The organism is Sessilibacter corallicola, from assembly GCF_021290925.1.
Classification (GTDB): domain Bacteria; phylum Pseudomonadota; class Gammaproteobacteria; order Pseudomonadales; family Cellvibrionaceae; genus Sessilibacter; species Sessilibacter corallicola.
The window spans coordinates 441,943-466,341 of record NZ_JAJSLX010000003.1 but is presented as its reverse complement, the minus strand read 5'-3'; the positions used below and the strand labels follow the sequence as shown (position 1 = coordinate 466,341).

26 protein-coding genes are annotated in these 24,399 nt (G+C 41.4%); 8 read left to right on the top strand and 18 right to left on the bottom strand.

Annotated features, from left to right (window positions below; all coding sequences use genetic code 11):
* Positions 1-52: 52 nt before the first annotated feature.
* Positions 53-640, bottom strand: coding sequence for a helix-turn-helix domain-containing protein (locus LU361_RS16200; RefSeq protein WP_233089934.1), 588 nt, complete (start codon positions 638-640; stop codon positions 53-55).
* A 598-nt stretch (positions 641-1,238) separates the two neighbouring features.
* Here LU361_RS16200 and LU361_RS16195 point away from each other — a divergent pair.
* Together LU361_RS16195 and LU361_RS16190 are read left to right on the top strand one after the other, a co-directional pair.
* Positions 1,239-2,183: a PDR/VanB family oxidoreductase gene (locus LU361_RS16195; protein WP_233089933.1), complete on the top strand. Its 945-nt coding sequence runs from the start codon at positions 1,239-1,241 to the stop codon at positions 2,181-2,183.
* Between the two features lie 131 nt (positions 2,184-2,314).
* Positions 2,315-2,848, top strand: coding sequence for a carboxymuconolactone decarboxylase family protein (locus tag LU361_RS16190; protein WP_233089932.1), 534 nt, complete (start codon positions 2,315-2,317; stop codon positions 2,846-2,848).
* Positions 2,849-2,937: 89 nt separating this feature from the next.
* Here LU361_RS16190 and LU361_RS16185 read toward each other — a convergent pair whose 3' ends face one another.
* The 12 genes from LU361_RS16185 to LU361_RS16130 form a co-directional block, all read right to left on the bottom strand.
* A complete protein-coding gene (locus LU361_RS16185) occupies positions 2,938-3,591 on the bottom strand; it encodes an SDR family oxidoreductase (protein WP_233089931.1) in 654 nt (217 codons plus the stop codon).
* 236 nt (positions 3,592-3,827) lie between these two features.
* Positions 3,828-4,472 (bottom strand): MOSC domain-containing protein, encoded by a 645-nt coding sequence (locus LU361_RS16180; protein WP_233089930.1) that lies wholly within the window; start codon positions 4,470-4,472, stop codon positions 3,828-3,830.
* 267 nt (positions 4,473-4,739) lie between these two features.
* Entirely contained in the window at positions 4,740-5,030 is a 291-nt protein-coding gene (locus LU361_RS16175) for a S24/S26 family peptidase (RefSeq protein ID WP_286206508.1), read from the bottom strand.
* The gene (sodN, locus tag LU361_RS16170) at positions 5,030-5,533 is read right to left on the bottom strand and encodes a superoxide dismutase, Ni (protein ID WP_233089928.1); all 504 of its coding nucleotides are present in this window, start codon (positions 5,531-5,533) and stop codon (positions 5,030-5,032) included. Before sodN ends, LU361_RS16175 begins: the two co-directional genes overlap by 1 nt.
* Before the next feature lies 1 nt (position 5,534).
* Entirely contained in the window at positions 5,535-5,750 is a 216-nt protein-coding gene (locus LU361_RS16165; protein WP_233089927.1) for a hypothetical protein, read from the bottom strand.
* A gap of 237 nt (positions 5,751-5,987) precedes the next feature.
* Positions 5,988-7,364 (bottom strand): class II fumarate hydratase, encoded by a 1,377-nt coding sequence (locus LU361_RS16160; protein ID WP_233089926.1) that lies wholly within the window; start codon positions 7,362-7,364, stop codon positions 5,988-5,990.
* A gap of 12 nt (positions 7,365-7,376) precedes the next feature.
* Positions 7,377-7,742 (bottom strand): hypothetical protein, encoded by a 366-nt coding sequence (locus LU361_RS16155; RefSeq protein ID WP_233089925.1) that lies wholly within the window; start codon positions 7,740-7,742, stop codon positions 7,377-7,379.
* Between the two features lie 11 nt (positions 7,743-7,753).
* Positions 7,754-8,263, bottom strand: a complete 510-nt coding sequence (locus tag LU361_RS16150; RefSeq protein ID WP_233089924.1) for a pyridoxamine 5'-phosphate oxidase family protein — start codon at positions 8,261-8,263, stop codon at positions 7,754-7,756.
* Between the two features lie 35 nt (positions 8,264-8,298).
* Positions 8,299-9,081 carry an ATP-binding cassette domain-containing protein gene (locus LU361_RS16145; RefSeq protein WP_233089923.1) on the bottom strand — a complete coding sequence of 261 codons (783 nt, stop codon included), beginning with the start codon at positions 9,079-9,081 and terminating at the stop codon, positions 8,299-8,301.
* Complete coding sequence (locus LU361_RS16140) at positions 9,078-10,121, bottom strand: FecCD family ABC transporter permease (protein ID WP_233089922.1); 1,044 nt, start codon at positions 10,119-10,121, stop codon at positions 9,078-9,080. The genes LU361_RS16145 and LU361_RS16140 overlap by 4 nt, the downstream gene beginning before the upstream one ends.
* Before the next feature lie 38 nt (positions 10,122-10,159).
* Positions 10,160-11,038 carry a heme/hemin ABC transporter substrate-binding protein gene (locus LU361_RS16135; protein ID WP_233089921.1) on the bottom strand — a complete coding sequence of 293 codons (879 nt, stop codon included), beginning with the start codon at positions 11,036-11,038 and terminating at the stop codon, positions 10,160-10,162.
* Positions 11,039-13,270, bottom strand: a complete 2,232-nt coding sequence (locus LU361_RS16130) for a TonB-dependent hemoglobin/transferrin/lactoferrin family receptor (protein WP_233089920.1) — start codon at positions 13,268-13,270, stop codon at positions 11,039-11,041. It abuts the gene before it with no gap.
* Between the two features lie 433 nt (positions 13,271-13,703).
* Between LU361_RS16130 and LU361_RS16125 the strand changes: the two genes are divergently transcribed.
* Together LU361_RS16125 and LU361_RS16120 are read left to right on the top strand one after the other, a co-directional pair.
* Positions 13,704-14,252 (top strand): flavodoxin, encoded by a 549-nt coding sequence (locus tag LU361_RS16125; protein WP_233089919.1) that lies wholly within the window; start codon positions 13,704-13,706, stop codon positions 14,250-14,252.
* Between the two features lie 2 nt (positions 14,253-14,254).
* A complete protein-coding gene (locus tag LU361_RS16120) occupies positions 14,255-14,713 on the top strand; it encodes a hypothetical protein (protein WP_233089918.1) in 459 nt (152 codons plus the stop codon).
* Positions 14,714-14,950: 237 nt separating this feature from the next.
* On the opposite strand, the gene LU361_RS16115 is transcribed toward LU361_RS16120, so the two are convergent.
* The 4 genes from LU361_RS16115 to LU361_RS16100 form a co-directional block, all read right to left on the bottom strand.
* Complete coding sequence (locus LU361_RS16115; RefSeq protein ID WP_233089917.1) at positions 14,951-18,085, bottom strand: efflux RND transporter permease subunit; 3,135 nt, start codon at positions 18,083-18,085, stop codon at positions 14,951-14,953.
* 12 nt (positions 18,086-18,097) lie between these two features.
* Positions 18,098-19,006 (bottom strand): efflux RND transporter periplasmic adaptor subunit, encoded by a 909-nt coding sequence (locus LU361_RS16110; RefSeq protein WP_233089916.1) that lies wholly within the window; start codon positions 19,004-19,006, stop codon positions 18,098-18,100.
* A gap of 73 nt (positions 19,007-19,079) precedes the next feature.
* On the bottom strand, positions 19,080-20,351 hold the full coding sequence (locus LU361_RS16105) for a TolC family protein (protein WP_233089915.1): 1,272 nt from the start codon (positions 20,349-20,351) through the stop codon (positions 19,080-19,082).
* Between the two features lie 60 nt (positions 20,352-20,411).
* On the bottom strand, positions 20,412-20,774 hold the full coding sequence (locus LU361_RS16100; RefSeq protein WP_233089914.1) for a hypothetical protein: 363 nt from the start codon (positions 20,772-20,774) through the stop codon (positions 20,412-20,414).
* A 193-nt stretch (positions 20,775-20,967) separates the two neighbouring features.
* Between LU361_RS16100 and LU361_RS16095 the strand changes: the two genes are divergently transcribed.
* Positions 20,968-21,423 carry a thiol-disulfide oxidoreductase DCC family protein gene (locus tag LU361_RS16095; protein ID WP_233089913.1) on the top strand — a complete coding sequence of 152 codons (456 nt, stop codon included), beginning with the start codon at positions 20,968-20,970 and terminating at the stop codon, positions 21,421-21,423.
* 119 nt (positions 21,424-21,542) lie between these two features.
* Here LU361_RS16095 and LU361_RS16090 read toward each other — a convergent pair whose 3' ends face one another.
* Positions 21,543-22,070: an NADPH-dependent FMN reductase gene (locus tag LU361_RS16090; RefSeq protein WP_233089912.1), complete on the bottom strand. Its 528-nt coding sequence runs from the start codon at positions 22,068-22,070 to the stop codon at positions 21,543-21,545.
* 212 nt (positions 22,071-22,282) lie between these two features.
* On the opposite strand from LU361_RS16090, the gene LU361_RS16085 reads away from it, so the two are divergent.
* From LU361_RS16085 to LU361_RS16075, 3 genes are all read left to right on the top strand, one after another.
* On the top strand, positions 22,283-23,188 hold the full coding sequence (locus LU361_RS16085; RefSeq protein WP_233089911.1) for a LysR substrate-binding domain-containing protein: 906 nt from the start codon (positions 22,283-22,285) through the stop codon (positions 23,186-23,188).
* 71 nt (positions 23,189-23,259) lie between these two features.
* On the top strand, positions 23,260-23,940 hold the full coding sequence (locus tag LU361_RS16080) for a zinc metallopeptidase (RefSeq protein WP_286206507.1): 681 nt from the start codon (positions 23,260-23,262) through the stop codon (positions 23,938-23,940).
* A gap of 94 nt (positions 23,941-24,034) precedes the next feature.
* Positions 24,035-24,256 carry a hypothetical protein gene (locus LU361_RS16075; protein ID WP_233089909.1) on the top strand — a complete coding sequence of 74 codons (222 nt, stop codon included), beginning with the start codon at positions 24,035-24,037 and terminating at the stop codon, positions 24,254-24,256.
* Positions 24,257-24,399: the final 143 nt, after the last annotated feature.

The following is a 24,399-nucleotide window of genomic DNA, read 5'->3' as shown; positions in this document are numbered from 1 at the left end:
TGGTCCTAGAAAATCTGGGATCACTTTTTGAGGTTCATCAGAAACCTTATATTTAAGAATCTTCCTGAGCACTGATTACCGATAATAATTTTATCGGTGTTTCCACGAGCGATTCTGGCCCGTGAGGTATTTCTCCGTTAAACGTTAAGCTGTCACCAGGTTCCATTTCAAACAGCGAGTTACCGTGACGATAAACAAGTTTCCCAGAGATTAAATAAATAAACTCATCACCTGAATGTGAAAAGGTGGTGGTGGTTTCACTTGTGTCTGTTAACGTAATAATAAACGGTTCGATTGTCGCGTGTTTGTAGCTGAGTAACTGATATATCTGGCCTTTTTCGGTGCCCCGTTGAACGACCTCTAACCCTTGATTGGATTTAGTGAAATGAGCGTCGCCGTCAGGTCGGTCGTAGTCGCTGAACAATTGAGAAATGGACAATCCTATTGCAGAACAAAGACGATCAAGTGTTTCTAAACTGGTAGAAACTTGCGCGTTTTCAATTTTACTGACCATTCCCTGACTGATGCCAGAAATGCGGGCAACGTCAACCAATTTAAGGCCGCCGTTTCGACGAGCCTTCTTCACCTTCATGCCGATGTATCGACCCAACTCTAATTTCTTGTCCTTCGGATCTTTCATCGGAAGTAACTCCAGAGTGCAAAGCGATAAAAATTCTGCCGTATTTCTATACGCTTAGCAAATCGACCGTTCAATAAATAACGGCCGAAATTGTCTCTAAAGTAACCGTTTTGAGAAGAATAAATTAGTCGGGAAGTGAATTAGCTTGTTTAAAAGTATTTCGTAACACTTTGATTATATTAAGAATAAAATAATCTATTAAAGCATTTTATAAACATGTATTGAATTTTTTCGGCCAACGTGAAATTTTTGTGAATCATAAAAATTGGCTAAAAATTGATTCTTTTGTGAGAGTACACGGACTTATTTAAGCAAAAAAATTCGACAATTAATTTATACAAATAAAACTATTTTTGCCTTATATTTGTTCATCAATTATGAATAAAAATAAGAGTGCTCGTTAAATACAATAAATTTATAGTGCTCATTCAAAAATAAATCCATAAGCTAAAAAAGATAAATTCATTCTTGTTTAAAATTGGCACCGTAAAAATTTAACGTCCGATAAATCTTAGAAATAGAAAAAATCTGATTCGTTATTTAGTTGTCTTAATCAGAGGCTCCTTAACTCAATACTTATAGGTTTGCATTACCGTCAATGAAAACTCTGCAATATGTTGTTTCTGTGGCAAGTATCAGACGCTTATCATCGGCGGTGAAGGAGTTTGTTTTAGTCCCGTCCAATCATCCATTACCGGCGTATTCTCCCGGTTCGCACATTGTGATTAATATTGCCGGTGAAAAGCCAATTGCTAACGCTTACTCGTTGATCACCGACCCAAAGAGACCCGGTACTTATATCATTGCCGTACGAAAACAGGATGATTCAAAAGGTGGTTCAGCGTATTTACACGATCTTGTCGCAGAAGGTGACGAATTATTAATTGACGCACCGGCTAATTTTTTCCCGCCTGTTTGGTCTGCACGCAAACACGTATTGATTGCTGGAGGCATAGGGGTTACCCCATTTTTGTCTTACATCCCGGAATTTATCTCTCGAGATATCCAGTTTGAACTTCATTACAGTTATCGAGATCGATCCGGCGTCTATATTGATGAATTACGTGAATGCGTAGGAAATAAATTCTTTGCATATCTGTCTGAAAGTGGACACCGTTGCGATATTCGCGGATTACTTGAGAAACAATCACTGGGTTCGCATTTTTATGTCTGTGGGCCAGAATCACTTATTCGTTCGGTACAGCAAATCGCGTTAGATCTGGAAATACCTGACGGTTACATTCATTGTGAAGCTTTTTCCACTGACGCTTCTGGCAAACCATTCGAGATTGAACTTGCTTCAACCGGCAAGCGTTTGTCAGTTGGAGCAGAGGAATCGGTTTTAGATGTTTTAGAGCGGGCCGGAGTTACGATAGACAATGGTTGCCGAGCGGGCGTTTGTGGCCGTTGTGAATGTGGCGTCATTGAAGGGATTATTGAGCACCGTGATCAGTGCTTAAGCGATTCTGTCAAATCGAAACATGATCGAATGTTGGTTTGTGTGTCGCGTGCGCGATCGGGTGTGTTAATGCTCGATCTGTAAGAATCATTAAAAGCTTTCATATTTTTTAGTGCGTAAATGTTAGAAATTATTCATATCTAACTACTTTTCTTTCAGCGTTGCCCAGTGTCAAAATGAAATGATTATTCAAATAGATAAATGGGTTGCCAAGAATGAGTAATTTTAGCTATTCAAAAAACTTCGAAGGAATTATGGAAGTTTTTATGCGCCGTGGAAATTATTACCAGCCTGTGTTGGAATTTCTTCAAAATACGATGATAGAAAATTCTGAATTAACTAAAATCGAAAGAGAATTGATTGCTGCGCACGTTTCCAAACTTAACCACTGTACTTTTTGTGTTCAAGCGCATAAAGCTATCATAAAAGATTTAGGTGGTGATCAAGCCTTACTGACAAGCCTAGAAAATTCAGTTGAAGGCATTCAAGGTATTTCTGAAAACTTAAGGCTATTGTTAGTGTTCGTGGAAAAAATAACACTGAACTCCCATGAAATCTCGGAAGAATTGGATATTTCTCCATTGCGCAACGCCGGTATTAAAGAAGAAACCATTGAAGACGCCACCAATGTGGCTTGCTTGTTTAATATGATTAATCGGCTGGTTGATGTCTTTGGGGTACAAGGCAGTGAAGAGCACTTTGCTATGGTAGGAAAAGTTGTGTCTGAGAAAGGCTATTTTTCTAAATAATTCTTTCAGTACTAACGTAATAAAAATTTTTGTTTTCTAATCAAGTGCACGAATATTTTGATGATTCGTGCACTTGTGGATGGCTCAATTTAGGAAATCAGCGCTCCGCCGTCAGTGACAATGGTGGTTCCGGTAATATAGTCGTCGTTCATTAAATAAAAATACGAGTTTGCCATTTGTTCGCTGGTGCCAAGTCCTAGCGGAACTTTGTCTTCCATTTCTTTCAACGTTTTAAAACCCGGTGCCACAGCATTGACTCTGATGGGGGCGAGTTCTAATGCCAATGCTTTTGAAAGAGAATCAACAGCACCTGCGATAATACTCATTGTGCTGAATCCAGAGTGTGGTTTTTGTCCAAGTGTGCCGGAGGTTAGGGTAATGCTTCCGCCTTTGCGAATTTGGTGTTGCGCGTGTTTGGCAATGTTGTATTGCCCCCAGAATTTAGTCTCAAAAGCTGAGCGCGTTTCTTCTGCGTTTAAATTTTTAAAATCATCAACAACTAAAGGTGATTTTACCGTTACCGCTAAATGGTCAATTTCGCCAATCTGACCCAAGAGATCGCAAATATCGCTTTCTACCGTTACATCTGCCGAAAGACAATGCGTATTTTTAGATTCTATTTCCTGTTTGTCGGCATTTCTCGACGCTATGTAAACTTCGGCGCCAGCTTCGGAAGCTTTAAGCGCCAGGGATTTTCCTATACCTGAAGCTCCGCCAACAATCAGTACTTTTTTGCCATTCACTGGTAGTGATCCTTTTGTATTTATATTCAAGAAGGCATTCTACACATCCCTAATTTTTATTTGCGTTAATTAAAATATTAATACAATATTTTACGTTTAATATTTAAAATGTTCATTGAATTTCAGCGTGTTATAAACAGTTAAAATACTTCCTGTAATAATCCATACCTTCATTCATTTTTCATTGCTATACCAACAAAAGCCTTCTTTAAGTTCGAAAAGCTTTCGGTCAGTAATCACAACTTGAGTTTTTGCTTAATGTCGTTTTTCCATTCCGAAGATAATTCCGGCATTGCGTACGCTTTTAATAGAGTATTTTCAGCATCGTCGGCATTTTTATCGAAATACGCTTGAAATAGAGTTTTGACCGTTACGCTGTCGGGGTGCTTTTGCTCAATACTGAGTTCATCTTCGGTATTAACAAGGCCTTCTTCGAGAACCCGAAAATAAACCCCAGTATGGAAGTTTTGGATAAACAGTTTAGGTGCTTGTTTATTGTTAAAAGCCATTGCAAATTTAAAGCAGGGCACTCTTGGCTGGCTGACTTGCAGTAAAGCCGTGCCGCATCGAACTTGATCACCAATGCACAGTTCATTTTCGTCCAAATGCGATACGGTTAGATTTTCTCCGAAGGCGCCGAAACTTAAATCATTTTCATTGAATACGTTTTTCCAGTATTCGTAGTGATGGTATGAAAATGCGTATACCGCCTTGCTTTCACCACCATGATTGACTAAGTCGGCTTGCTTATCGCCGTCAATATTGTGTTTGCGAACAGTGACAGGGCCGTCGCAAGGGCGTTTATAAAATCCGGTCGTGACTTCCTTATCCAAATACTGAACAGTTTTTACTTGTGACACATTAATAGAAAGTACTTTCATTGTTATATCAGCTTTTCACGGTATTAAATTTTGACCAGTGAGTATAAATCAAACAGAGGTTTTTATACTAGATGGATTCTGTGGTGAGCATCCGATTTATCAAAAACCAACAACTATTACTAATCAATGACTATCGCAAAATTGCGTTTTGATAGTTTTTGCTGCACAAATAGATTATTTTGCGTGCAGAGAAGGTCGATTAAGAACCGGGATGCAAAAAGGGAGTAAGAAAAGGGCTGATAGAGTTTGATGGATATTTCACCGAGATCAACGCGGTGATGAATGATAAATAACTTTACCTAAAACTTGGTTTTTATCAATTAATCCGAACGAAGATTGAGGCGTGCTGTTGGGGTTATCGCCAGCAACAAAACAAGAGCCGTTGGCGTTTAATTCGGTAACTCGCTTGATAATCAAGCCATAACTTGGGTGATCAATAGCAACGACATCACCAATGGTTATTTTTGATAAACGACTGCGCCAGGTAACCACGTAGTCGCCATCAAAAAAAGTGGGGAGCATACTTTCCCCACTCACTTTAAACAGTTTTATTTTCATTACTGAAGCTTTGGGTATACCACGAGTTCTTCGGGTAAATAAGGGCTTTTCGCTTTGTAGGTTGCGACGTTTTTCGTAGCCCAGTACATTTCAGCAAACTGATTGGTAAGTTCAAGCAGTTTCATGCCTTTGTCTCGATCGATGTGTTGCTTACACGCAGAACCGGCAAGCATAAGATCATGAACGAGTTTGCTCGCATCGGGAAATTGATCGAACTGAGGTTGTTTGAAGTAATCACCCCAAATTACGCGAACCTCATGTTTAACTTGCTCAACGTGAGTTTCTTTTTCTTTAACGAGTCGACTTAATTGAGCTTGATCGGCAAGTGTTAATTCATCTTTCTTTTCCAATTCTGCAATTAAATCCAAAAATCTAACCACACTTAACGCTGATATCTGCGCAATAATAGGATCATAAATTTTGCAGGGAATATCACAATGAGCTTGAACAGTTTCAAACTTGAAAACTTTATTCAATAAGTTGAGTAAGATATAACCCTTCATATTATTTTCCTTTACGGTTAACAGTGACTTTTTTGAATAATAACACCGCACCCCAGGCAAGGCAGGCGCTTAAAAGAAGAATAGAAATAAAGTAAACAGAATGCATCGCAGGGCTCAGCCAATGGCTGTGATCATGGCCGGGATGGGCTGAAACAGGTGATACTAATGCAATAAGAAGCAAGAGATTGGTGGTTATGAAAGACGCTATTCGACGCATAATTGCATACCTTTTTAATGTGTTGATTACTGGCTATAGGAGCCAGCAGTCCCTTTTCAAAATTAAACGCAAACCTAAATAATATTTTTGTACGTTCACAAGGCAGCAACCAAATAATCACATGAGTCGTAAGTTTTCTGCCGCGATATCAGTTGACTGCAATAATTACTGCTTTCCATTTTTTCACAAAAACAGAGCGCATGAAAAGAAAATTGCCTGTGAACGTAGGTTATTTGGTTATAAACCGCCTTGAGTTAATTTCGTTGGGTTAAGCAGTTTTTCTAGCTCGGCGCGACTGAGGTCAGTATTTTCTTCGGCGACATCAATAATGGGGCGGCCTTGTGCGTATGCGGTTTTTGCAATTTCCGCAGCTTTTAAATAACCGATGATGGGATTCAATGCGGTAACAAGAATAGGATTCTTAGAAAGCGCTTCTTGGAGTTTATCTTCACGCACAACAAAAGTTGCAATCGCTTTATCGGCGAGTAATCGGCTGACATTACTTAACAGTTGGATGCTTTCGATTAGGTTACTCGCAACTACAGGTAGCATCACATTCAGCTCAAAATTACCCGACTGACCGGCAACAGTAATGGTTGCGTCGTTTCCGATAACTTGTGCGCAGACCATTGCGGCGGCCTCTGGTATTACTGGGTTAACCTTGCCCGGCATAATAGACGAGCCCGGTTGCAGGGCTTGCAGTTCGATTTCACCGAGACCAGCGAGCGGGCCAGAGTTCATCCACCGAAGATCGTTAGCGATTTTCATGATCGAAACCGCAATACTTTTCAGTTGACCAGAAAGTGAGACCGCTGTGTCTTGAGAACCAATTCGAGTAAACAGGTTTTTCGCCGGTTTAAATTGGATGCCTAGTTTCTCACTCAAGGTTTGGCAGAAAGCATCAGAAAAATCGGGATGTGCGTTAATTCCAGTGCCCACGGCTGTTCCGCCTTGAGCGAGGCTTTGCAGGCTGTTTTGAAGGTTTTCAAGGTGGCCTAAATTCTCTTCAATTTGATCCGCCCAAACGTCCAAACTTTGGCTCATTCTAACCGGCATGGCATCCATCAAATGAGTGCGGCCTGTTTTAATGTAAGAATCCACACTGAGTGATTTTTTACGGATCGTCTCAATCAAGTGCTTCAAGGATGGGATAAGATTAGTGTGAACTTCAATAGCCGAGCTGATGTGAATCGATGTTGGAATAATGTCGTTACTGCTTTGTCCGTAATTAATATGGTCATTGGCACTAACCGGTTTTCCAAGTATCTCGCTCGCTAAGGTTGCGAGTACCTCATTTGCGTTCATGTTTGAACTGGTGCCAGATCCTGTTTGGTAGATATCAACAGGAAAATGTTGCATAAAATTATCAGATAATAAGGTGTCTACCGCTTGGCTAATAGCGTCTGCCATATCGGTTGGAATTTGGTCGAGTTTACTGTTGGCGATGGCAGCGGATTGCTTGGCCAACAGCAGTGCGCGGATAAAAGACTCCGGCATGGATTTCCCACTGATTGGAAAATTGTTGATCGCTCTCTGGGTTTGGGCGGCATAAAGGGCATCCACAGGGACTTGTAATTCACCCATGCTATCTTTTTCAGTTCTAAATTCGGTCATAGAAAGCGTTCCTTAAATCATAAGACTATGTTCAACATAATGAGATGTAACAGACAGCTCATACAGAAGCCGTTTTATTTTCGACTCTGATTCTTTGTTATTGGAGATTCTTTTTAAAGCGGTAAGAGGGCGGTAGATCTGGTCCAAACACTGGCAGCGCCAATGCTTGGGGACCAGTTCGTCTATCACTGCATCCAATAATAAATTAAATTGAGATTCGTATATGGATCGTTGAAACTTAAGACAGTTATCACCCGATAACAGTTTTTCCTCGTAGTTAAACCACAAGGAAAACAATGTTGGATTATCGGGTTCAGATCCGTTTCTTATTTTGTAACGAATAAGGTTTATTTCTGGCTGGAACTCTAAAGCAGACATAAATTTCTTAATTATTTTTTAAATTTGTGTCCATCACGCAATTGCGTAACCGAGCGGTTCAATCCGATAACCTCGTAAGCTTCGCCAAAACCTTTGATAAACCTTCCTGCAATGGGTGTTAGCTGAAAAACATTAAAATCTTCCAGTTTGTTCAGCATGCCAACTTGATCACCCAACCGTTTCTTTAAATTATTTAAAGCAAGCTGCTGCTTGGGGGAATCTTTTCTTAAGCATTCAGCGACAACTTGATACTGAATTCTTTTTCTGGCAAATAGGTGTTTCGCCGTTTTTTCGTCTTCAATAATTAAAATTGAAATTTCTGGGTTATACCGCAGATTAATACCGTGCTTAGCTAAATCGCTAATAATGATATTGAAGCGGTTATTTTCCCAAGAAAAAGGTGCATAGGTAGAGTAGGGCAAACCATGTGCATCCTTGCTTGCTAAATGAAGACTTTTTTGACTGTTAACAAAGTCAATAATTTCAACTTCTAGATTTGTAACCAGTGCATTTGCGTGCATAGCAATAGTTCCTGATTTTAAAATGGTTTTTAAATTTACTGTGCGTGAACAACAAGCCTTTCTAGCTCATCGTGATATTCAACCAGTATGGGTAGCCTAAAGACTTCAGATAATAGTTTAGGCTGAAATACATCTTTGACAGAGCCATATTGAACAATAGAACCGTCATCCACTAACAGTACTCTATCGGCATAGCGTGCTGCTAGATTTAGATCATGTAATATAATTAATACGCCTATATTTAAAATTTTAACTTTATTTAAATAGCTTAGTAGCTTCATTTCGAAATTAAAATCTAAGCTGGCTGTGGGTTCGTCGAGTAACAAATAACGGGGCTCAGGAGAAGAGTTTGAACCGCGCCACAATTGAATTAATGATCTAACAAACTGAACGCGTTGTTGCTCTCCACCCGACAATTGATTGTATTTTTTATACAGCAGACCTTCCAAGGAAAATTCTTTGCATAAAAAGAGTAGTGCCTTGTTGCACTCTTGTTGGTCACCGTTTTCGTCAAGCCATCCCATCGTTAATACATCGATAACGAAAAACGGAAAATTAATGGCAACTTGCTGAGACATAAAACTTCTTTTACACGCTTGCTCAGCCAATGAAAGTTTGGTTATTGATGTTTCATCAATGAGTACTTCACCGTTACTCGGTTTAATCTCGCCGGAAAGCAATTTGAGCAGTGTTGATTTTCCGGCGCCGTTTGGGCCTAACAGAACGAGTACTTCGCCAGGCTGTAAAGTCAATGAGATGTTATCGATAATTTTTTGGTTTTTGGTGTTAAAGCTGATGTTTTTTGCGTCTAGGCTCATGTCTTGCTCCTAGCAATTAACCAAAGAAAGAAGGGGGCACCAATCAAACTGGTAATTAATCCGACGGGTAGTTCTGCCGGTGGTAACAGCATACGTGCGACCAGATCCGATAATACGGTTAGAATGGAACCGAGAATCATAGCAGCGGGTAACACGAAACGATGGTTCGCTCCGCCAATGAGTCGAACAATATGAGGTACCACTAAGCCAATAAAATTAATAATGCCGCTAATCGCAACAACACTGCCTACGGCTATGGCACTGACGATAACTAGCTGGATTTTTATTCGTCGAACATCCACGCCCAAGGTTAATGCGGTAGATTCACCGAGTTGTAGACGATCCAATTTTTTCGACGAAAATAATAAAAATATGGCACACCCCGTAACGGTAATAATGACCGGTGTTAATGTTGGCCATTGTGCGCGTCCGAAACTGCCCATTAACCAGAACGTTAAAGATCGCAGTTGTGTATCGTCAGCAATAAATTGAAATACGCCGATAATACTCACAGAAATTGCATTTAACGCAATTCCAATAAGTAGCATGGTGGCAAGGCTGTAACGTCCCCAATATTTACCCATAAAATAAAGCAATAGAGTGACAAAAACGCCACCTGCACACGCCGATAAAGGCAATAAATAAACATTTAATTCTGCACTCAATGACAGAAAATGCCCCAGAGTTAACCACGCAATAGCTCCGGTTGCGGCACCGCTTGAAACGCCAATGAGTCCGGGGTCTGCCAACGGATTCCTGAATAATCCTTGTAAAACCGCACCCACCAACGCCAAAGCCGCACCGCAGAACGCGGCAAGAATGACACGCGGTAAACGTATTTCAGTAAATATTTGCTGTTCTAATTCGTTATTTTCAGACGCATTCAATACTAAATCAGTGATATTGATAGAGATTGCTCCAGAAGTTAACGCCAACAACAAAGCAGCAATTAGGGCGATGACTAAGACGCCTAGCCAGCCGACCTTTAGCTGGTATCTTTTATAATTGGCGCTATTTTCAGAGATAATCGTATTATTCATAGGCTAGTTTACGGGCTAACTCACACGCTAATTAGGCATTAATGATTGGCTGTTACTTGCTCGGAAATTTCCAGTAATTGATACGCCGCTTCCAGGGTTCGAGGGCCAAAACCTAAAAGGGCCATGCCATCAAAAGCGTATATTTGGTTGGTTTTTCCTGCCTGTGTTAAGCCTATTGCAGCGTTTTGGGTAAGACCTTTGAGTCCTCCCACGGAATCCAACGCTCGTTGAGTCGTCAGTAATACGTCTGGGTTTACTTTCAACATAGATTCTTTCGTAACGGGCTTCCATCCATTCACTTCATTAAACGCATTCTCAAGACCCACCATAGCGAGAACTCCGTTACCGGATGTTTCTACGCCTGCGATCATTAATCCGCCGGAAGTGCTTAGGAGTACGCCCACTTTTAAATCTGTGTTGTTCGTGTGTTTATCCAACGATTGAATAATTTGGTTGAGTTCTGCGGTTGCAAGACGGGTGTCTTCTGCGCTCATTCCCATAATTTCAGCAACACAATTAACCTTGTCGATAATGCCAGTAGCATTGTATTGCTCGGGAATAACACGAATATCCAGATTTAATCGAGATAATTGTGATAATACCTCTGGAGGGCCAGCATCGTGTTCCGCCAAAATTAACGTAGGCTTGATACTTAATAATCCCTCTGCCGACAAATCTCGAACGTAACCAACCGACGGAAAATTCCTGGCTTCCTTCGGATAATTTGACGTGATATCGGTAGCGACAATATTGTGAGGTTTATCTAAAAAATACAAAATCTCAGTAATTGATCCACCCGCGACAACAATTCGATCCGTATTTTTAGCCGGGTCGCAATGATTAAATTGCGAATCTGCGTAATTATTCTCAGCTAAAAAAAGAAGCGGTAGCGTCAGTAGTTTTGCAAAAAGCCGCATTTAAAACTCCCAGGTGAGGTTAACGCGCGAATTAATTTCAGGTTGAGTAAAACGTCCAGGCGCATCGGTGCCGATGGTTCTGGCATCTGCCCAGCGGATGTAACGTTTGTCGGTGAGGTTGTAGATACCAAAATCCAACGACAATTTTTGGGTAAGATTGATGTTGGCAATTAAATCGACAATTCCGTATCCACCAACCGATTGAATACCGCTGCCATCACTGATGTCGTTGTCATCTTTTCCTTCTACTGCGGTGAATAACAAGCTGCCGCCGTAAGCGCCTTTGGCGTATTTCAAACCAAATACGGCAGATAACGGATCAACACTGTCGATCGGTTCACCGGTTTGTTTATCTTCTCCGTCAGCGTAAGCAATGGATGTTTTCAATGTGAAACCAGACAACGCATTAGAAAATTGTTCTAAGTCCGCTTCTACTTTTAGCTCAACACCTTCAATTTCCACTTCATCTAAATTGATTGATTGGAATGTTAATAAACCGTCTGCTGGGTCCACACCAAACGTTGAGGCAAATTGTGGAGCGATTGCAAAGGACTCAATAAAATCGTCGTAGTCGTTTTTAAATACCGCTAATTGCGCGTTCCATACAGAATTGGAAAAACGTAAACCGAGTTCAAACCCTTGGCTGTATTCGGATTCTAAATTCGGGTTAGAAATGGTTTTGTAACCGCCAATTAAGTTAGAAAAGCCAACATTGACATCGTCGTAGGGTGGGGCGCGAAAGCCTTCACTGTAACGTGCGTAAGTTGTCCATTGATCGTCGATGTCGTAGACAAAGCCTAATCGCTTCGTCACTTCTTGGTCGTCGTAATCTTCCGGTTCTGGTGAGCCTGGGTTACCGCTGAAAAAGATTGCATCGGGTTGTACATCAGCGGAGTAATCATCGTAGCGAATACTTGGCGTGATGGTTAATTTGCCGATTTTAATTTCGTCTTGAATAAATACCGCGTACTGAATTGTTTCAGTGATTGGAAAATCTCGTGTTGGAAACGGGAAAAACTCGAAAACAGGTGCACCCGTTGCTACGTCGGTGGTTGATCCAAAACGCATGCTTTCCGATTCGGTTTGGTAATAATCGATACCGTAGATGAGCGAGTGATTGGAATTATTGATGGCAAAACTTTTATCAAATTGCGCATTAAAGCCAATAATTTCTTGCTCAAATTCAGCGGTTCTAATTCTGGATTGCTGCGACGTGGTGGTGCGTAAATCGAAGGTATCCTGTTCGCTTTCTGAATTTTGCCAATAGGCGGTGGCATTCACTCGATCTAACAATGCCGTGGAATACTGTCCTTGATAATTAACCGAAAACGCCTGTCTTTCTTTGGTGTCGTCACTGGTTCGACGATTAATGTCTGTGTCAGTGGTATCGATTTCGTCTTCAGGCGTGAAATCCGAGAGAATTACCGAGTCAGAATCCGAATCAAAAGACTCAACATTTAGGTAAAACTGATGGCTTTCTGAAGGTTTGAATTGAATTTTTGCGTTGAAGTTATTGGATTCAATCTCTTGCGGATCTGCTTCTTCGCGATCAGCACCCAATCCAGAATTACCGCCAAACGTGTCGGTTTCGTTGTGATCGCGATACGTATAGTGGATCAGTCCTGCAATTTTTTCATTGCCACCGGCTAAACTGACACTGGTAGAAATTCCTTCATTCGCAGAATCAAAACCCGTGGAAATATCCGAATAAATATTTTTTTCGTTTAAATAATCAAAAGGTTTTTTAGTAGTAAAGGCAACCACACCACCAAGAGCATCACTGCCGTACAGTGATGAAATAGGGCCTCTGGCGATTTCTACCCGAGAAAGACTTGCCACATCGACAAAATCTCTACGAGAACTTAAAAACGGACCAAAGGAAAATTCTTCAGGCGTTCTAACGCCATCCACTAACATTAAAACGCGGTTTGCGCCGATTCCGCGAATATTAACGCCGTCAATACCAAAGCGACTGCCTGTGCCACCGGTACTTACGCCGGGTTCAAAACGAATAACATCAGAAATATTTCGCGCAATTTCCGCTTTAATCTGTTTTTCAGTAATCACTGAAACGGTGGCGTCAATGTCATTGATGGAGCGTTCGGTTCGGGTACCTAAAACAGTAACGGTTTCTAAATTCTCGGCGGAGGCCGTTAAGGGCACAGAACTTAAGCCTGCGCTGATGAAACAAATTTGAGCTATTTGAATACGAGTGAAGAGCGTTTTTCTCATAATAATCACCTTTGCTTTAAGCAAATGATAATAATTATTATTTAGATTATCAACTATGAGATTTTATAATGTGCGTTCGATCAATACTAAAAGGGCATATCCAATCTCGTGGCTATAGCTTCTATAGACCGCGCTGTGGGGCTTTGATGGCTCATTAAAACCTATTGGCAGGCCCCGAAGAGCGTGTCTCAAGTGCACATTTGCGGCGTTGCCGTTTTTATTAAGGCCCCACTGTCTGTTATAGAAAGGGCCATTAATTACAAACGGCGCCTTGCAACTGCACGCTTGAGATCACGCTGAGTAATGTTGAGGTTAATCAGAGGCTCCTATAATTAGACATAGCGCACGTACTTGATAAACTCTCTTATTGACATCCGCAAATGATATTCATTATCATTTGAGCCATAGTAAAAATGGAAGGTTAAAGACGTTAATGAGCAAGCTTTTATCACAGAGTGTCGGATTGGTATTCGGAACTGATACCGGAATGACCGAAGAAGTCGGAAATAAAATTGCCACTCAGTTGGCGAATTACGGCGTTGATGTATCGGTTATTAATGTGGTCGATACTACCTCAACCGAAATCGAATCCTTCGATTTTATTTTGTTCGGAATTCCAACGTGGGATTTTGGTGGCATTCAGGAAGATTGGGAAAACTTCGAAGAAGATATTCTCGCCACCAATTTATCCGGCAAAGTAGTGGCGTTGTACGGTCTTGGCGATCAATTGGGTTACGGCGATTATTTTGTCGATGCCATGGGTTGGTTGCAAGAAAAAGTGGTAAAAGCGGGCGCTCACGTAATTGGAGAATGGTCCACGGAAGGATACGACTTTGCTGAATCACGAGCTGCCAACGAAGACAAATCCATGTTTTGCGGTTTGGCGATCGATGAAGATCAGCAATTTGAACTCACTGATGAGCGAATTGAAAAGTGGGTTGAGCAGCTCATTAAACAATACGAATCAACAGAAGCGGCCTAAATATGTCTATCAATTTTTGCGCGTTCAATAAAAAGATTTCCAATGTTTCCACTTGCCAAGCAATAAATACATGGGTACGTCTTGTTAATTTTGGACGGCAAAAAATTGATCAAGAACATTGGCAAGAGGCTGCTACCTTGTATTTGCTTGCTCATACAATCTGCAATAAATTATCGGAATCTGACGCAAAAAAGCCTTATTACTTAGACTTTTATTTGCGCACTCAAATGGAATTGATTTTTGTATTGAGAAAGAGCGAGTACCCGTTAGAAATCGAAATCCTCGAAGGAAATGTTTTATCTTATCTTGAAAAATTAGAATCCAGAAAGTTACTCGACAAACCTATCGCGGAATTAATCAAGCCTGTAACCGATGTTGCTCGATCACCGATTAATCTTGTTAATTCGTGGATCACAAAATATTTGGCGATTAACCAAGCCAGATACGCAACTCGGCACTGATTCTATTAACGTTTTTAGCGTTATCTGATTTTCGTAAAAAGCACGAAGTTCATCTCATAGAACAATTTTAATTCCATTCCCTACGACTAAGTAGGGAATTCTGTTTCTTTGCGCTTTATGTAATCCCGCATCAAGGCGCTTTTTTAGCTAATAAATCTCATTTTAAGCTGTCATAAAATTATCTTAATTCGATGATCGTTTGAGTGAGAGACAAAATAGCCTCTCACCTTTAACGTATTAATTCAAAACTACCGATTCATGAGTATTGAGTTTGTCGTTTCGGTGCACCCAGTGATACAGCAACGGTAAAACAAACAGCGTCAACACCGTTGAAGACAAAATACCTCCGATAACAACGGTTGCAAGCGGCCGCTGTAATTCCGCACCTATGCCGGTATTTAATGCCATTGGCACAAAGCCTAAACTTGCTACCAACGCAGTCATTAATACCGGTCGTAACCGAATCATTGCGCCTTCTGTAACTGCGACAAATAAATCGCCTTTTTCTCGCCATAGGTCTCTGATAAAGGTCAGCATCACCAATCCATTGAGCACCGCAACCCCAGACAGAGCAATAAATCCAACTCCGGCAGAAATAGACAAGGGCATGTCTCTGGCGTACAACAGCAAAATACCTCCCGTTAGTGCCAGTGGCACGCCGCTGAATATGACAAGTGCGTCTTTAATGGAGTGAAACGCCATAACTAAAATGGCAAGAATCAATAACAAGGTAATTGGAACGACAATCGTCAATCGTTGACTGGCGGATTGAAGTTGCTCAAATGTGCCGCCGTAATCTAACCAATAACCGGGCGGAATATTGGCTTGTTGACGGACTTTTTCTTGCACTTCATTGACAAAACTGCCTAAATCTCGGCCGCGAACATTGGCGGTTACAACAATTCGGCGCTTGCCATTTTCTCGACTGATTTGAGCTGGAGAGTCAGCAATGTCTATATTGGCAATTTCTTCCAAGGGAACGTAATCGCCGTTGCCCAGTGGAACGGGTAGATATTTTAATCGTTCGATATCAGTGCGCAAATTTTCAGATAAGCGCACCACTAAATCAAATCTACGATCGCCTTCGTACAAAACCCCCGCAGATTTACCGCCGATAGCGGCGGCAACCCAGTCTTGTAAGTCAACCACATTTAAACCGTAACGGCCCAGTGATGTACGTTTTGGGGTTACTAATAATGTTTGTAATCCAGTTACTTGTTCAACGCGTGCGTCGGCTGCGCCATCAATGGAATTAACAATGGTTAATACGTTGTTAGCGGTAACCAACAATTGATCTAAATCGTCACCAAATATTTTGATGCCTAAATCCGTTCGAACACCAGAGATTAGTTCGTTAAATCGCATTTGAATGGGTTGGGTGAATTCATAATTATTACCCGGTAATTCCCCTAAAGAATGTTCCATTTCTTCCACCAATTGCGACTTGGTTTTTGCGGGATTAGGCCATTCACTGCGCGGCTTTAGAATGACAAAATTGTCGGCAATATTCGGCGGCATAGGATCCGTGGCAACCTCGGCTGTACCAATGCGAGAAAACACCTTGTCGACTTCTGGAAATGTCTGAATACGATACTCCAATGTTTCTTGCATGTTCACGGCTTGTTCAAGCCCAGTTCCCGGAATGCGCATGGCATGCAGGGCAATATCACCTTCGTTCAATTGCGGAATAAATTCAGAGCCCAATGTTGATGCCAGCCAAATACTGAACAACACCAGCGCTGTGGCAACGCTCATAACCAGCCAACGAACCTTAAAGGCAATCAGTAACAGCGGTTTATAAAGGCGTTTTGTGTGGCTAATGACAACGCTTTCTTTCTCGCTTATTTTTCCGTTCATAAAAACCGCGACTGCCGCCGGTACCAGTGTTACGGATAAAATCATGGCGGAAATAAGCGCTAAGACAACAGTGGATGCCATTGGGTGAAACATCAACCCCTCCACACCCGTGAGGGCAAATATCGGGATATAGACAACAGTGATGATTGCTACACCGAATAAACTGGGGCGGATAACTTCTGAGGTGGCTTCAAAAACCGTCTGCAAACGTTCTCGTAAATTTTGCATTCCGTTTAAATGTTGAGCCTGGGCCAAACGGCGCACAGAGTTTTCGACAATAATCACTGCACCATCCACAATAAGACCAAAATCCAACGCGCCTAAGCTCATTAAATTGGCGGAAACATTGGATTGCACCATGCCCGTTATGGTCATCAACATCGACAACGGAATAACAGCCGCAGTGATAAGAGCGGCTCGTAAATTTCCCAGTAACAAAAATAAAACCACAATTACCAGCAGCGCACCTTCCAATAAATTTTTGGTGACGGTGGCGATGGCTTTATCAACCAGGGTTTTACGGTTGTAAACCGTCTCGACAGTAACGCCTGTGGGCAAAGAGATTTTAATTGTCTCGATTTTTTCGGCGATATTGTGAGCGACGGTTTGCGAATTTTCACCGATTAACATCATCGCGGTACCCAACACGGTTTCTTTGCCGTTTTGGGTGGCGGCGCCGGTACGTAATTCTTTGCCAATACCAATTTCTGCGATGTCTTTAATTTTTACCGGTACATGATTGTGTTCAGTAATAATAACGTCTGCGATATGTTCTAGGTTTTTTAACTGCCCAGGCGAGCGGACTAATAACTGTTGGCCATTGCGCTCAATATAACCGGCGCCTCGATTATGGTTGTTGCGTTCCAGTGCTGAGACTACCTGATCAATACTGACACCGTATTGCAGTAATTTAAGCGGGTCAGGTTGAACGTGGTATTGTTTATTGAAGCCACCAATACTGTTGATTTCAATAATGCCTTTTACTTGGGACAACTGCGGCTTGATAATCCAGTCTTGTATTTCGCGTAAATCGGTTGCAGTGTATGGTGTGCCATCGGGCTTACGCGCACCTTCGTCAGCCTCAACGGTATACATCAATATTTCACCCAAACCGGTGGTAATGGGTCCCATCGTGGGCTCTATACCGGTTGGCAATTCGCTCTTAACAGAGCTCAATCGGGTATTGATTAAATTTCTGGCAAAATAAATGTCGGTGCCTTCTTCGAACACCACCGTAACTTGCGATAAACCGTAACGCGATAACGAACGCGTGTAAGCCAGTTTGGGCAAACTTGCTAGAGCGGTTTCAACTGGAAAGGTAATTCGTTGTTCGGTTTCTAACGGCGAATAACCCGGTGCCGAGGTATTAATTTGTACCTGCACGTTAGTGATATCGGGTACGGCATCAATGGGAAGTTTTTGGTAACTCCAGTATCCCGTGCCGATAATCACAACAATAAAACTGAGTACTAATAATCGCCGTTCGATAACTAGGCGCAAAATTGAATCGATCATAATGCACCTGTTTTAATGGTCGTGTTCAGCGGTAGATTTTTCGATATCTGCTTTAATTAAAAAGCTATTATCGACAACGTATTCATCGCCAGGATTGAGTCCGTGCAGTACTTCAACAAAGGTGTCGTCTGATTTTCCAAGCACTAACGATGCAAACTCGTAGTCGCTTTTGTGCTTAGTAAATACGCCAGATTCACCATTTAAGGTTTGAATAGCAGTTTTTCTTACGGCCAAGCTAACCGTTTGTTCATCGGTATTAATTTCCGCTTGAACAAATGCGCCGGGAGCCAACTGACTTTTTGAGTTATCAATTTTTAACCGCGCCACTTGGTAAGAATCATTTAACGAAGGAACAAGGTGTGTAATAGTAGATTGAACCCGTTGGTCATTTACCGAAATAATTACCGGTTGATGAGTCTTCACCAAGGATTGAAGGGTAGGGTAAATTTTTAATTCAGCCCAAAGCGTATCCAAATTCACAATGGAAAACAGAATTTGATCATCGGTCACTTCACCAGAATTAGCGTGTCTTTGTATGATTTGTCCTGAAATGGGTGCAACTATTTTATAGTTTTTTAAACTTTCATTGGATTCAACTTCCGCTAATACTTCACCTACATTGACTTTATCGCCGATAGAAACGTAAACGGATTTTATCAAACCGTTAAAGCGGGCCCGTACATGACTCAACTGATCAGGCCCTGTCATTAACTGACCGTACACAGTGGCTGAGGTATGTAACGTCGCTGAAGACGCTTGCTCAGTGGTAATTCCCACCTGTTGGGCAATGGCATGATCAATGTGGGTGTTAGTTTTTTCTTCGTGATGATCGTGATCTTCGTGGTGGCCGTGATCATCACTAGAATAGCCAGACGCACTAAAAATAATTAAAAAAACAATAACTAAAAATTTAGAGTTCATAATAAATACGCTCTTAACGCTTGGTGTTTTGCCAAGCAAAAAATAACTGGGTGTTAGCATCAATACAGGTGCGCTAGTCGATTACCGCTTCATTGGTGAGTTGTTCAATAATGGCTTGATGCGTAAGTGCGCTGGATGCAGAATCGATAAGCAATTGTTTTACTGCTAATAACTCTTCTTGCTGCGAAACAAGGTCTAAATATCGGAAACGTCCGTTTTCATAAGCGTTGCGAGTTAAACGCAAAGCTTTTTCCAGCGCGGGAATAATTTCTGTTTGTGTTTTGTGAACGGCTTCAATATTTTGTTTTCTTAACGACCAGGCATCATAGAGCTGGCTGCGAAGATTCAATAAAGCGTCTCGTTGGGCGTATTCCACAGCATTGCGTTGCGAAATAGCAGAATTTAAATCCCCCTGATTTCGTTGACGAGTAAACAAGGGCACTGAAAATTCGGCAACAAAAGCCGCATCGTCGTTTTCAGCAAAGTGCCGAATACCTGCTCGCCAAGACAAGTCGGTTTTATTATTTACTCTTGCCAAACTAATTTCTGCTTCTTTTATTCGAGCATCACTGGCAAAGCGTTGTATGGTTGGCGATTGCTGTACACGGTCATACAAGTTCTCAAAATTTACCGTGTCGCCAAAGGCGAATAACGAGCCATCGAGCCGAGAAAATACCGGATTAGAATCTCCCCAAAAGCCGGCGAGGCGGTGATTGATTCGCTCTAAACGCCGATTAAGAGCCGACAATTTCAATTGATTTTGCGTTACTAGCGCTTGTGCTCTTAATACTTCGGCCTGTGATGTCGCCCCTTGTTCCGAGCGGGTATTAACCGTGGTTAATAGCTGTTGCGAAAGCGTGAGCGTTTCTTTTGCCAACGATTGATATTCTTGAGTCGCCAATCCTTCAATGTAGAGCTTGGTCAGCTCACCCAATACATCCAATGTAATTACTTGTTGTTGCAGCTGATTGCGAGCAATTTTGGCGTCGATTACCGAGGAGCGAAAAGCGCTTTTATTGCCAAGCTCAATAACGGAAGACAATGAAACCGTTGTTTCGGCACCAGAAAATTCGCTGGAATCTCCTGAACCGGCGAAGTTTTCTATTTCTACACCCAGCTCAATGGCGGGCCGTAATTGCGATGTTTGTCGACGAGCTTGCAGAGATTCATCGATAAATTGATACCGATACAACTGTGGGTTTCGATCCAGCGTCAGTGCAATGGCTTGGTTTAATGTCAGTGGTTTTGGAGTATTGGCGTTACTGATGGATGAGAATACGCTCATCAACACGACAAACAGCAACCAGCAGGGTACCCCACGCCCATAAGACGTGATTAATCCCATTAGATTTATCCTAATTAATAAATAGTACGCATTGCCGAGAAATCGGCGTTAAAAGGTAGATTAACCGAAGAATATGGGAGGGCGTAGGTGAGGATCAATAGCCTCAGACGGCGTGTATTCTGTGTAAACAGAGCGCCCGACAGGAGACTTGTGGTAAATAAGATTTACCGGGCTGAGGAGAACAATGTGACTTAAACAATGACAGCAACAGTGGCAACAGTCACCGTTGTGTTGATCGACAGACTGCGACTCGTCGAAAGAACCCGAATGCTCATCAATAGAATGCAGATGATGGCCAGTGTCTAAAACGGTGCTAACTGCCGCGCTGCTTTCTTCATGAAGTTCGTGTAAATCCACAGATTCACTGGATAACTGGACGGTTATCAGCAAAAGCAGTAGATAAGTAAATACACAACGTATCATGATAAGTTTATATTAATCAGCGTGAGTGTTAATCGAATGAATACCGATTATAAACCGTAAATTCCCAGATAGGAAACCGTGATTAATCATTCCAAGTAACGTGATAGCTGGTTACACTCAGTCGTGTATTTGATTATGATGGTACTAATGAACATTACTCGAAACGAATATCACACAGAATAGATTATTCAGTATGAACCAGAAACCAACCGCTGGCGTACCTCATATAAACAGTGACGACAATGTTATTCTATTCGACGGCGTATGCAAATTGTGCAACGCTTGGAGCAACTTTATTATTCAGCACGATAAACAGCGTTGCTTCAAACTCGCCAGTGTGCAATCGCAACAAGGCAAAGATATTCTCCAACATTTTGATTACCCAACCGACTGTTACAAAACCATGTTGGTTGTTAGTGGCAATCAATGTTTTGAAAAAAGTGATTCTTTCTTATTGGTGATGCAAAAATTGGGATGGCCGTGGAAAGCATTGCTTGTATTTAAAATAATTCCCAAAGCATTACGCGATTGGATGTACGATCGAATCGCGTTAAATCGTTATCAAATTTTTGGTAAATACGATTACTGCATATTACCGAACCCCGATCATGATCAGCGATACCTCGACGGAAATTCGGCTGCTGAATAAAATTTTTTGCTTTGGGTTTTTAGTGTTGATAGTTATCTATCAAAAATTTATTTGAAACGACAATTTATTCGGAACAACAATTTATTTCAAACAGCCGTCTATTTCAAATAAAAATGTATTTAACGATCAATTATTGAAAGTGCTGTTTTGAATTTATCGTCAAGTGCAACATCGGTTATCGTCATTTTTTCTGCATTAAAATTATCGTAAAAGCTCGGTAATGAAAACTCACCGATAACTTCACCGCCAAAAAATGGCATTGAATTAACCGCAAATTTTAATACATTACTTGCGCCTCCAGGGCCGGGTGAGGTAGCTAATAATAAAATTTCTTTGTTCTGAAAAATATTTCTGTCCAAACGTGAACACCAATCCAATATATTTTTAAATGCTACGGTATAGCTGCCGTTATGTTCAGCAAGAGAAATAATCAACGCGTCTACTTCGGCAATTGCTTCCACAAACCGCTTTGCAGCATCAGGTACGCCGTGAGCCTGCTCAAGGTCTTCTCCATAAATTGGCATTTCAAAATCGTTGATATCAATGGTGGTTGCGGTGCTGTTGTTAAGCTGGTTCAGTGCACTTTGAACCAAAGATTTATTGATGGATTTTTTACTGTTACTCGCGGCAAACGCTAAAATTTTCATGGTTGTTACTCCTATCTTATTAATGAAAGGCTCGTTATCTGGTGTCTCTTTAATGAAAGCCTGGTAAATACGGTCTGTTCCGTTAAATGATGGAATGCATTCTAAATTAACAGTAAATGGGCAATAAACAGTCAAAAAATGAACGTATTGTTCCATTTGTAGGACAATAGGGCTAAAATATTGCTCTTAAGGTTCACGAGAAGGAGGCCAAATTGATCGATTTAAACGATTACTTTTACTTTGTTCAGGTTGTCGAGAAAAACGGTTTCACCGCCGCAGCACAAAAGCTCAACATGCCGAAGTCGCGGCTCAGTAGGCACGTTCGTAACTTGGAAGAGCGATTAGATACCCGGCTCATACAACGTACCTCGCGACAATTCAACGTGACAGACATGGGAACCTTGTTTTACCAGCACGCGCGGAGTGTGATTGACGAGATGGAACTCGCCGAATCTGTGATGATGCAGCAGAAAAGTGTATTGTCCGGCAGCGTTAGCGTGAGTTGCTCCGTGGGGGTTGCTGAGTTTGCCTTGAAAGAACTGCTGGTTGATTTCTTAAAATTGAACCCTAAAGTTTCAGTGGTTCAACAGGTAACCAATCAACACGTGGATTTAATTGCCAATGGAATTGATATGGCCGTAAGAGGGCATGTTAAACCCTTGTCAGATTCAACGTTAATACAACGTCACCTTGCCAACGTGAATTGGCATCTATTTGCAAGTCCAAGTTATTTAGACGAATACGGCGTGCCCAATTCTCCCTACGACCTTTTCAAGCAAAAAGCCATTAAAGTTGGCTGGCAACCGCTGGAAGCCTATTGGAATCTTGAGAATCACGAAGGCGTAAAAACCACCGTTCCCTACACAGCCATTTTTGCCAGCGACGACATGGGCACACTGAAACAAGCCGCCGTCAGTGGTTTAGGAATTGTGGCACTGCCTGCGTATGCTTGTCGTGAAGAAATAAAACAGGGCCAATTGACGCGTATATTGCCCAATTGGCATGCAGGCGCCGCACAGTTAACCTTGCTGCTTCCCTCCAGAAAAGGTATACCTGCACAAGTCATTGCTTTGCGCGATTATCTATTAAATAGCGTTGACGATTTTCTTAATGGTTAATGGATATTTTAATAGTTATCCTCAGAGTTTAATTTTTAATCACATAACGTGAGACTAAAAAGTATAAAAAAATGATTTATGGCTTAGGGTTACTTTTTCTTTTTTTATTAGTTTACGGCCCACAACTGTGGGTGCGATTTGTGATGTGGCGCTATTCTAAAGATTTAGATGGTATGCCCGGTACGGGAGGGGAATTAGCAAACCACTTAGTAAAAACGCTAAACCTAGAAGGCGTTACCGTAAAAGAAGGCCCGCCAGGTGCAAACTATTACAGCCCAGACGAAAAAGTAGTCTGTCTCGATGCCCGTTTATACAACGGTAAATCTTTAACCGCAGTTGCCGTAGCCGCACACGAAATAGGCCACGCCATTCAATTTACGCGAGAAGAACCGATAAGCAAACTGCGAAAAAAATACATGGGTACTGCACTGGTCATAAAAAAAGTGGGCGCTGTACTGCTCATGATTTCACCCATTATTTTTGCATTACTAAAAATTCCACACGTACTGCTAGCCAATGTAGCTATTGGCGTTTTAGTATTAATTGCCTCTGCACTGATGTACTTAGCAGTTCTACCAGAAGAATACGACGCCAGCTTTAACAAAGCATTACCCATATTAGAAAGCGGCTACGTGCCAGAAAAACACATGCCCGCAGTGCGAAGCGTATTAAAAGCCGCCGCCTTAACCTATTTTGCCGCTGCGTTAGCAGACTCTATTCGGTTGTGGAGGTTATTGCGGTACCTTCGATGAATTAAATAACTCCCAAGCTGAATTCTAGTTAATATAATTTTTCTGAGAAGTCGTTAAAACGCTTAGATAAAGTTAATCATAATGGAGATAAAAAATGGTTAATTTAAATGGGTTGTCAATTCCCATGATTATGGGTGATTGGAAACTAATCATTGAAACGTTAGAAGAGAAGTTGGCAAAAAATACTTCTGTGAATCTGGATGATGTCAGCGAAGACGAAGCTGCTGAAATTTGCGAAGAAATGGATAAGCTTGAAGTTTTGCTGGTTTATCTAAAGAAAGAATTCGAAAAAGAATACGGTTCTATTAACTTGTAATATCATTTGATAATTTGACATCATAATAAATTATTCTCTCCATGTAACCTTTGTAAAAGGATCACCTTAACTAGAAGCTATCTCTATTTGCTTTAGGGTGGCATCCACTTCATTGTTCGAATTTTGTGCGCCTTATGATTTTA

Excerpts from the sequence above, each read along its gene's own strand:
- LU361_RS16200 (WP_233089934.1), bottom strand. The coding sequence starts at position 640 with ATGAAAGATCCGAAGGACAAGAAATTAGAGTTGGGTCGATACATCGGC.
- LU361_RS16195 (WP_233089933.1), top strand. The coding sequence starts at position 1,239 with ATGAAAACTCTGCAATATGTTGTTTCTGTGGCAAGTATCAGACGCTTA.
- LU361_RS16190 (WP_233089932.1), top strand. The coding sequence starts at position 2,315 with ATGAGTAATTTTAGCTATTCAAAAAACTTCGAAGGAATTATGGAAGTT.
- LU361_RS16180 (WP_233089930.1), bottom strand. The coding sequence starts at position 4,472 with ATGAAAGTACTTTCTATTAATGTGTCACAAGTAAAAACTGTTCAGTAT.
- LU361_RS16175 (WP_286206508.1), bottom strand. The coding sequence starts at position 5,030 with ATGAAAATAAAACTGTTTAAAGTGAGTGGGGAAAGTATGCTCCCCACT.
- sodN (WP_233089928.1), bottom strand. The coding sequence starts at position 5,533 with ATGAAGGGTTATATCTTACTCAACTTATTGAATAAAGTTTTCAAGTTT.
- LU361_RS16165 (WP_233089927.1), bottom strand. The coding sequence starts at position 5,750 with ATGCGTCGAATAGCGTCTTTCATAACCACCAATCTCTTGCTTCTTATT.
- LU361_RS16160 (WP_233089926.1), bottom strand. The coding sequence starts at position 7,364 with ATGACCGAATTTAGAACTGAAAAAGATAGCATGGGTGAATTACAAGTC.
- LU361_RS16155 (WP_233089925.1), bottom strand. The coding sequence starts at position 7,742 with ATGTCTGCTTTAGAGTTCCAGCCAGAAATAAACCTTATTCGTTACAAA.
- LU361_RS16150 (WP_233089924.1), bottom strand. The coding sequence starts at position 8,263 with ATGCACGCAAATGCACTGGTTACAAATCTAGAAGTTGAAATTATTGAC.
- LU361_RS16145 (WP_233089923.1), bottom strand. The coding sequence starts at position 9,081 with ATGAGCCTAGACGCAAAAAACATCAGCTTTAACACCAAAAACCAAAAA.
- LU361_RS16140 (WP_233089922.1), bottom strand. The coding sequence starts at position 10,121 with ATGAATAATACGATTATCTCTGAAAATAGCGCCAATTATAAAAGATAC.
- LU361_RS16135 (WP_233089921.1), bottom strand. The coding sequence starts at position 11,038 with ATGCGGCTTTTTGCAAAACTACTGACGCTACCGCTTCTTTTTTTAGCT.
- LU361_RS16130 (WP_233089920.1), bottom strand. The coding sequence starts at position 13,270 with ATGAGAAAAACGCTCTTCACTCGTATTCAAATAGCTCAAATTTGTTTC.
- LU361_RS16125 (WP_233089919.1), top strand. The coding sequence starts at position 13,704 with ATGAGCAAGCTTTTATCACAGAGTGTCGGATTGGTATTCGGAACTGAT.
- LU361_RS16120 (WP_233089918.1), top strand. The coding sequence starts at position 14,255 with ATGTCTATCAATTTTTGCGCGTTCAATAAAAAGATTTCCAATGTTTCC.
- LU361_RS16115 (WP_233089917.1), bottom strand. The coding sequence starts at position 18,085 with ATGATCGATTCAATTTTGCGCCTAGTTATCGAACGGCGATTATTAGTA.
- LU361_RS16110 (WP_233089916.1), bottom strand. The coding sequence starts at position 19,006 with ATGAACTCTAAATTTTTAGTTATTGTTTTTTTAATTATTTTTAGTGCG.
- LU361_RS16105 (WP_233089915.1), bottom strand. The coding sequence starts at position 20,351 with ATGGGATTAATCACGTCTTATGGGCGTGGGGTACCCTGCTGGTTGCTG.
- LU361_RS16100 (WP_233089914.1), bottom strand. The coding sequence starts at position 20,774 with ATGATACGTTGTGTATTTACTTATCTACTGCTTTTGCTGATAACCGTC.
- LU361_RS16095 (WP_233089913.1), top strand. The coding sequence starts at position 20,968 with ATGAACCAGAAACCAACCGCTGGCGTACCTCATATAAACAGTGACGAC.
- LU361_RS16090 (WP_233089912.1), bottom strand. The coding sequence starts at position 22,070 with ATGAAAATTTTAGCGTTTGCCGCGAGTAACAGTAAAAAATCCATCAAT.
- LU361_RS16080 (WP_286206507.1), top strand. The coding sequence starts at position 23,260 with ATGATTTATGGCTTAGGGTTACTTTTTCTTTTTTTATTAGTTTACGGC.
- LU361_RS16075 (WP_233089909.1), top strand. The coding sequence starts at position 24,035 with ATGGTTAATTTAAATGGGTTGTCAATTCCCATGATTATGGGTGATTGG.